Source organism: Halobellus captivus (genome assembly GCF_007655485.1).
Classification (GTDB): domain Archaea; phylum Halobacteriota; class Halobacteria; order Halobacteriales; family Haloferacaceae; genus Haloquadratum; species Haloquadratum captivum.
Map to the genome: position 1 here is coordinate 43,679 of NZ_VJXQ01000008.1, position 7,795 is coordinate 51,473.

The following is a 7,795-nucleotide window of genomic DNA, read 5'->3' on the forward strand; positions in this document are numbered from 1 at the left end:
CGGCCGAATGTCCACATCGAGCGCCAGCAGCAGGTCGCGAGCGTACTCCGCACGGCGTTCAATGATTGCTTCTGGGCGTTCCCCTCGTTCGGCGAGGTTTTCCCGGACGAGCCCTGCGAGCGTCCGTTGGTCGAACGTCGGAAACACCGGCCAGCGCTCCGTTGGTGGGTCCATCAACTGGCGATAGCTTCGCAACGGCGAGATCACCGGATCGGGAAGGCTCGCGGCATCCCATTGCTGTTTCTTCCGGTAGACGTCCATACTCCCGTCGTCGAGGGAGAGATCCTCCCAGCGGACGCCGCGCCGGCGCGGGTCGTTCGGATCGCGGAGGAGTTCGCCAACGCGGACGGCGGTGTACGCGAGGACAAACACCAGCGCCCGGTCACGAGCCGCCTTCAACGCCGCGTAGCGTGCTCGCTGCTTGTCGAGGGGATCAGTATCCTCCGGGAGTGTCGTGTACGCCTCGACGGCGTCGCGGGCCCGTTCGTCGACGTGACGGGTGAGGACGTGGCGCTGTTCGGACGTCCAGGCCTGCTGGTCGCCGGGCTTGCGACCGTCGTCCTCCGGCAGCGGCGCCATCGCACTCGCTCGCTGCGCGTAGTGGGCCTCAAGATATCCCTCGTTGACGCACCAGCCACACCACGCAGAGATATAGCGGTAATAGGTTTGTACCGTGTTCTGCTTGAGTCCCCGATCTCCACCGAGACGTCGGGCGTACTCCCGGAACACGCGTTCGTCGAGGTCGTCGAAGGTCGGCTCGCGGTCGACGTCATCGGGAACGATCCCGGTCCAGTCGTCGGCGCCGCGGTCGCCGGCGGCCCACTCGGCGAACCGTTCGAGCTCGCGTGCAGCGTTACGTCGATAGTTCCCACCGCCGCCGCCCCGGCCTTTCCCCTTGTCTTGGAGGTAGCGCTCGAAGCTGTCGTCGAGCGGCGTCGAAAGCGCTCGGTCAGGCATTCACCGGCCCTCCACCGTCCTGCAGCCCCGGTCTCGGGTCCTCTACCCTGGGGGAAGCGTCGTCGTGAGGCGGTTGCAGCATTCGTGCTTCACCGACGGCGGCGGGGTACTTCAAAGTGGTCGTGATTACCGGAATAATCACGACCAGAATTCAGGAAAGCCCCATAGCCAATGTTTCCACGGTAGGAGGGCTCTATCCCCAGATATACGATTCAAACACAGCGATAAATCGTATGATGATATACTAAACGAAATCCCTGTAGTTGCGCACAGGTTCGGAAGGTAGCCCGCTACAAAATGATAGTTAGTTGATAGTTACCTTCAGTGTACCGGAGTAAAGACGGCCTGGTCGACTAAGATCTCTAAATTATTACACACATATCGCTACCGTGCGCGCGACTTCCTACGCCACAACACTCAAACAGTACGACCCCAATGATGGTGGAAGCAACTCGATAAACTCACCATTGCTTGTCTCAGTCACAATCTTGACCGTTCTCTCTGAACTGTCGGTACAGGAGACTCACGAATCGCTTAGTACAGACGAACCAATTATTGGTACTGGTGAATCGCCATACGGCGCTTGATTTCACTGTTTCACTGCTCGCTTGATGTTGTAAACGACACATTTTACGACGAGTTCACGAAATTCGCGGTACCACGTTCGCGCACGCACGGCGTCGCCGTGCGTGGCTTGATCGACAAGAAGACTGTCTCATACATCGATCTCTGTCGGTATCGATGGGCCGGAAGATACGATGCTTAATCAGCGGTCTCACGTCTTCTTCACGCAGTTTCTCGCGTAAATCCATCCAATCGTAGCCCTTGTCGGCAGCGACCTGCCAGCCGAACTGTGTGTCGTGCGTTTTCTCGGTCAAAAAACGTCGCGTCGATGGCGGCGTGACCTGAGGGGTCGTGCAGCTGCGCCGACAGGCGCAGCAGCACTCGCCAGACCTTCACCTGAAACCTATCAAACGCCTTTAACAATGTCGAGTGGTCAGGGAGATAGCCCTCTTCGAGGTCGATTTCGGCCAATATATGCGGATTTCGCTCAGCAGATCGAGGGCGTTGCGGTACGACTCATCGAGGTAAATCCGTAGACAGTGCAGCGATACAAGAGCGTAATCGGCGAAGCCGCCAACAACATTTTTAGCTAACGTGACCGCTTTCTTGGTGAAGCGGGAGATTCTCGACATAACCACCGCGGGTTTCCCGCTTCACTTCCTTTGATTTGACGACCTATAGTAGATGTTAGAAATAGTTGCTCACTTGTGGGATCGAGAGTTGGTCGAGAGCTGTATCGATCGCTGTGGTCAGCTCGTCGAGTGAGTCAAAGAAGCGGTTGCTAAGAGACGCTTGAAGCTGTCTCCAGCACTCCTCGACAGGATTCAGTTCCGGCGAATACGATGGTAACGTCACGAAGGCGAGGTCGTCACGGGCCGCTAGGTCCGTGACGGCCGACGCCTGAAAATACGGCGCTCCATCTAGAACCACAATCAAGTTATCTTCGAATTCTTTGCATAATGCTAAAATGAAATGTTTTGCGTGGTCGGCGGTGACGTACTCTTCGAATCGGGAGAAAAAGCGATCACCGTTCTCGGTGATCGCGCCCAGCAGACACGTCCAGTCGCGTTGGCCAGAGAGTTCGACGGAGGGCCGCGTGCCGCGCGGAAACCACGCGGCACGCGGCTCGACTTGCACAGATTTCTTGGTTTGGTCGATACAGACTACGGTGGCGTCCATCTCCCGCCGCTTTTTTTGAGCTCGTCGTGGAACGCTTCTTGCTCGTCTTCGTCGGATTCGGCGGCTTTCCGGCGCGGTTTTTGATAACTCAATCCCGCTTCTTTCAGCAACCGCCGACAACTCGGGATTGAATACTCGACGCCGTACGTTTCTTCGAGATACTCTTGGACGAGCGCCGGCGTCCACGCCGGCGCGTCGATCCCAGCTTTTTCCGGCGGTTCGTGAACAGTCTCTTGGAAATTTTTTTGCTCTGGATCTGATAACTTTCTCTTTCTACCGGTTCTTTTATCATCAGTTACAGCCTGCTCAAGCGACTCGTCGGTGTCGAGTCGCTTGAGCCAGCTATAGATCGTTCTTCGACCAGTATCGTGCCACTCAGCAAGTTCGGTCTGAGTGACGCCATTTTTGTACGCGATTGCCGCTAACAACCGTTGTGTCGGCTTGTTTCCGTCCACGTTGTCAAGAGCGTCTTGAAGTTCCTTGACGGAGATCTCGTCAAGATGATCCATTAGATCACTCAGCGTACTACGGGCGGAAAATTCTAATGGTTACTATATCCTGCCGCAGTACAGTGATTCACCAGAGCCGAATGTGCCTAAACTCCTCTTCCGCTTCGTTAAGCAAGCCGTGTCGCTGGCTCAAAAGCGCTGTGCCGCCAGTCCAACGGCGGTGAGTGATCCGACTGGCAACGGATTTCCCGGGTGGAAGCATGTCACGCTCCATTTTTTGCGGGTTCACATGGACGCGACGTACCGCGAGATCGTGGATTGGGCGAGCGAAATGGATCGCGTTCGTGGTCTGTTACAGCTCGCTCGAACGGCATTTCCCGCACCCTCAACGCTGTACCGGTCGTTCGAGAGGGTGCCCATATCCGTGTGGCGCGGCTTCCTTCGGGAGTCCGCGACCATCTGCGATCCGGGCTCGCACGGAGTCATCGATGCCCCGTTCTTCGACCGCGAAACGGCATCGAGACACTGCCAACACCGCTCGGATCGCCACATACGCACGCTCAAAACGACGGCGCTCGTCGATACAGATTCGTGTGCCATCCTCGATCTTCATTACTCGACACACTGGCCTCACGACACTCAGACTGGCCGTCGAGTCGCCCTTCGTAACACCGAAAAAATCGAGAGTCTCGCCGGTGACAAAGGCTATGACGACCAATCTCTCCGGGACGCCCTCCGGTCAAAGGGCGTCCGGCCCTTGCTGCGTCATCGGTTGTTCGCTGCGTACGATCACGCACACAACGCACGGTTGGACAGCGAATTATACGGCCAGCGCTGGATGGCCGAGACCGCCTTTTCGGCCATCAAGCGTCGATTCGGCCCCGCTGTCCACCCTCGCGCGTGGTACCGCGAGTTCCGCGAACTCGTGGTGACCGCCGCAGTCTACAACCTCGAACAAGCTCTCAAACAGTGATCCCCACGCCGTCATCGGATTCAACAAAGCACACAAAACTAATATAAACCACACCCCCAATTCAGAGTGTATAGATTGACAAAATGCGTGGAGACACCCCTCATTCAGACTGTATTCGCTGACAAAATTTTAGCACACCCCCTATGCCAAGTGTATAGGTTGACAAATATTCAGTCCCGATATCAAGTGCTCTGTTGAGTAGATGCTGACCCACGGTTACAGCGGTTCACACAGTGATACTATGTTGATGATGGTGAACATCAGGACAATTTCACGGAACTGGCGATACCAGCCGAGCGCTCGCATAGCATCGCCGAGCGAGCGCTTGGCTGTCGAGGACGACGGTTCGACCATCCAGCGCTGTGAGTAGCCTTTTGTCCGGTTGAGCGTGTTGTTCAGACCTGCTTTCGGTGATGATCCACGATAGAGAACGAGGTAATCAACGTCATATGCAGCGACCTCGTACTTGGTATGGCAGTCTTGGAAGCCGTTGTCGGCGGCGACGGACTACAGCTCGTCCGCGTTTTCGGCGGACAACCTGCGGTCCGGTCTTTGTATCGTGCTGTGATGTGAACGTCAAGAACCGCCAGCGATTCCACATCAGTTAATGTCTTCACTTTCAGTGTCGTACGGTACTCCCGACCGCTGGCGGAAGTACGAGGAGGTACGGCGACAGTCGAAGGGTTTGTAGATCGTGCTGTAGTCCGGCAGAGCATCCCGATCTAAGCCGAGTGCGTCACGAATCACAGTTATATACTTCAGCCGATTCGGCTTATCACGGTAGCTGTGGCCTTCTTCGAGCCGAAAACAGTGCAGAACGACGTGGACCCAGCGGGCGACCCCGCCACCGGTGGGATCGCCCTAAGATCTGCCCATCGGTTCGGTACTGTTGAGGTTCGTCGTCTGGCTCAGTTCAACCAAATCATCACGTGAAGAAATATCCGACGTCGCCACTGAACCCCCGTTCCAGTAGGTTATCGGGGAGTTCACCATTATCAGGCGTCGGTTCCGTCTCCGTGGTTGTTCCACCACTTTGTGAGAACTCCCCACCGTGGATCGCGACGTATCCTGAGTTGTCATTGATGGAAATATTGTAGCAGATGATCACCCAATCGCCCGGGTTGAAATCCAATAGTGCCGACTCCAGCAAACACCCGTCGGCGGGACAGCTCGAATTTCTCGTCTATCATAGGTGCACCACCCGCCCGGAAAACCGGAACGGGCTCGCCAAGACACAGACACGGATGTTCCATACCTAATTGCCAGATAGAATGCCAAAGCAATGATTAGCGATCATTAGAGAGGGCAATCTCTGCCATCATCGCCTAATTGTGCAGTCAACGACAGGGTACATGAAGTGCAGTACGGGGGAAAGAGACTCTCCAACAATCTACAGATGAACAAGGCGAGTGTCTCGGGGACTGACTCTGAGGCGGTATTCGTACCGCGGCGGACGTCTCAGATAGAAAGTTCTTTTTGAACATTCCCCAAGTCTTTAAGATTAGTAATCGACGGAAGGACCTTCAAACCAGAGTCGCGCCGGACCGCCTTGACGATATGTTCCGGGTTTGTGACGAGACGATAGAGGAGGAAACTTCCCTGCGATCGACCACCGCCAGTCTTCGTGGATTCAATGACTCCCAAGAACGCTTGTTCTTTCAGTTGCTTATACAGGCCATTTTCAGTGACTGAATCGTAGCCAGCCAATTCACACATCTGCTCATACCGTTTGTAAACCTCTCGAGTCGAAAAACGGTCTTGTGGATTGGTCAACACAAGGCTCGATAGTGCATAGAGTGCGAGTTTAGCGTGAACAGTACCGCCACTCGTTAATTCCTCAACACGGTTGATTTCAGCAACATTTTGCGCCTCCGTAATGTATCCATCAGTAATCTTTGAATCACCATTTCGCCGTGCCAATTCACCAGCCTCTTTTAGAATATCAATAGCTTTTCGAGCGTCTCCGTGTTTCTTGGCTGCTAATGCCGCACAGAGCTCGATAGTACCGGATCCCAAGACACCGGGCTGGAAGGCATCCGTTCGATTCCGCATAATGTCTTGGAGTTGTTCAGCGTCGTATGGATGGAAAAAGAGCTCACGGTGTCCAAAGCTAGAATCGATCCGTTCGTCTAGCTGATCTTTATATTGAATTTTATTGCTAATACCGATGATCCCAATGTAGCACTCAGTTTTTTGCGCTTCACGTGCTCTCGACAACTGCATCAGTATGTTTGGATTTGCTAATTTGTCGATCTCGTCGAGGATTATCAAAACGGCATCGAGGTGAAGATCAAGTATCGACCAGATGTGTCGATAGTATTCCATTGTACCAACACCCCGATGCGGAATATTCTGCCCATAATTCGTTTGATGCTTGAGTCTCGTTGCGATCTGTCTCGTCGCACGTGTTTCAGTATCTGCTTCCGAGCAGTCAACATACAAGACGTCACACGAAACCCCGTTTGACTGGGCGGCGTTTTTTGCTCGAGAAGCCACGTGGCGAGATACCAGGCTTTTCCCGGTTCCTGTTTTCCCGTAAATCATCACGTTATTTGGTGGATCGCCACGCACGACAGCACCTGTCTCCTCGGCTACCGACTCAATTTCTGAATCTCTCCCAACGATGCGGTCTTCGCCGGGAACGTGTCCCACATGAAGGAGTTCCTTCCGAGTGAAAATCGGATCCTGGTCGACGAATAACGGGTCACCAATCCCGTTGCCCCCTTCGTTTGGCATTGTTATCTGCCTGTCACACTCACTCGTAATAAGGTTATGGTAGGGGATTCAGAGTGAATATCACACGAGCCAAGTTTCCTCTATAAAACTCCCCCACCCCTCATTCAGAGTGAAAATCCTATTCGTTAACTGGCTATATGCTGCATTTTTACCGTTTTAATTTTGCAGCTACTATATAAGTTAGCTGTTCATCAGCAGTTGTTAATAGCTCCGTCATTACTGTTAATTGCTCTATACGGGCGCTATTTGTTTTCACTCTGAATGAGGGGTGGGGGTGTGTCCGTACGTATCACGAGATTCGTCCTAATTCTTAGCACGTTGAGAATATAGTTAGTAGTTAAAAGAGCAACACTATTGCACCGAGCTTTCTATGAGTACGACAACAGAACCCTACGAGGAATACACGAAACGAGAACACATTCTCAATGCGTTAGCTGTGTATCCGGATCGATATCAGATCAACAATGAAGTAGTACTGAGGTTGCCGATGCTTCAAGATCATACGTATATCAAATACGGTCTGCAATCAAGGATAGAGAGATTTCTGATGAGGAACTACAATCGGCGCTATCTGATGATTTGCAGTCTTAATATCGTGAACGTGTTGGAGGCCATTCGTCTTTAGCTACTTGACTTCGTACGTTATGCTGTTGGAGCGCGTAGAGAGTACGTGATCCGTTGATGCTGCCGATCACGTCGTTCCTGTCATGCACTGAGTCAATCGACCAGTTCGAGTGTTTCTCGACGAGGCAGAAACACCACGCCAAGACCTACGTCACAGGTCTTGTTGCCGCCAGCAACAAGACCGTTCAGGGCATCTCGAATATCGTTCTCCCGGCCAAGAGCGAACGTGCATTGAACAAGTTCCTCACCGAGTACAACTGGGACGAAGACCAGCTCAACAAAGAACGCCTCGCGCTGCTCCAACAAGCCGATG

General features: G+C 53.6%; 4 protein-coding genes and 3 pseudogenes. 2 read left to right on the forward strand and 5 right to left on the reverse strand.

Going from position 1 to position 7,795, the window contains the following annotated elements:
* The 3 genes and pseudogenes from FJT57_RS15420 to FJT57_RS17400 all read right to left on the reverse strand — a co-directional run.
* Positions 1–957 (reverse strand): site-specific integrase (locus FJT57_RS15420; protein WP_238994022.1); only part of this gene is annotated, 957 nt, incomplete at its 3' end.
* 589 nt (positions 958–1,546) lie between these two features.
* A pseudogene (locus tag FJT57_RS15425) lies at positions 1,547–2,153 on the reverse strand (IS5/IS1182 family transposase).
* Positions 2,154–2,208: 55 nt separating this feature from the next.
* Positions 2,209–3,209 (reverse strand): IS630 family transposase gene (locus FJT57_RS17400; protein ID WP_144906696.1). Its coding sequence is split into 2 segments (ribosomal slippage): positions 2,209–2,717 and positions 2,717–3,209, totalling 1,002 coding nucleotides; the frame shifts between segments, so codons are not numbered across the junction.
* Positions 3,210–3,291: 82 nt separating this feature from the next.
* On the opposite strand from FJT57_RS17400, the gene FJT57_RS15435 reads away from it, so the two are divergent.
* On the forward strand, positions 3,292–4,122 hold the full coding sequence (locus FJT57_RS15435) for an IS5 family transposase (RefSeq protein ID WP_144906698.1): 831 nt from the start codon (positions 3,292–3,294) through the stop codon (positions 4,120–4,122).
* A gap of 216 nt (positions 4,123–4,338) precedes the next feature.
* Here FJT57_RS15435 and FJT57_RS15440 read toward each other — a convergent pair.
* Together FJT57_RS15440 and FJT57_RS15445 are read right to left on the reverse strand one after the other, a co-directional pair.
* Positions 4,339–4,983, reverse strand: a pseudogene (locus FJT57_RS15440) (transposase); the annotation flags it as partial.
* A gap of 597 nt (positions 4,984–5,580) precedes the next feature.
* Positions 5,581–6,858, reverse strand: coding sequence for a Cdc6/Cdc18 family protein (locus tag FJT57_RS15445; protein WP_144906700.1), 1,278 nt, complete (start codon positions 6,856–6,858; stop codon positions 5,581–5,583).
* Positions 6,859–7,539: 681 nt separating this feature from the next.
* On the opposite strand from FJT57_RS15445, the pseudogene FJT57_RS16750 reads away from it, so the two are divergent.
* A pseudogene (locus FJT57_RS16750) lies at positions 7,540–7,795 on the forward strand (IS701 family transposase); the annotation flags it as partial.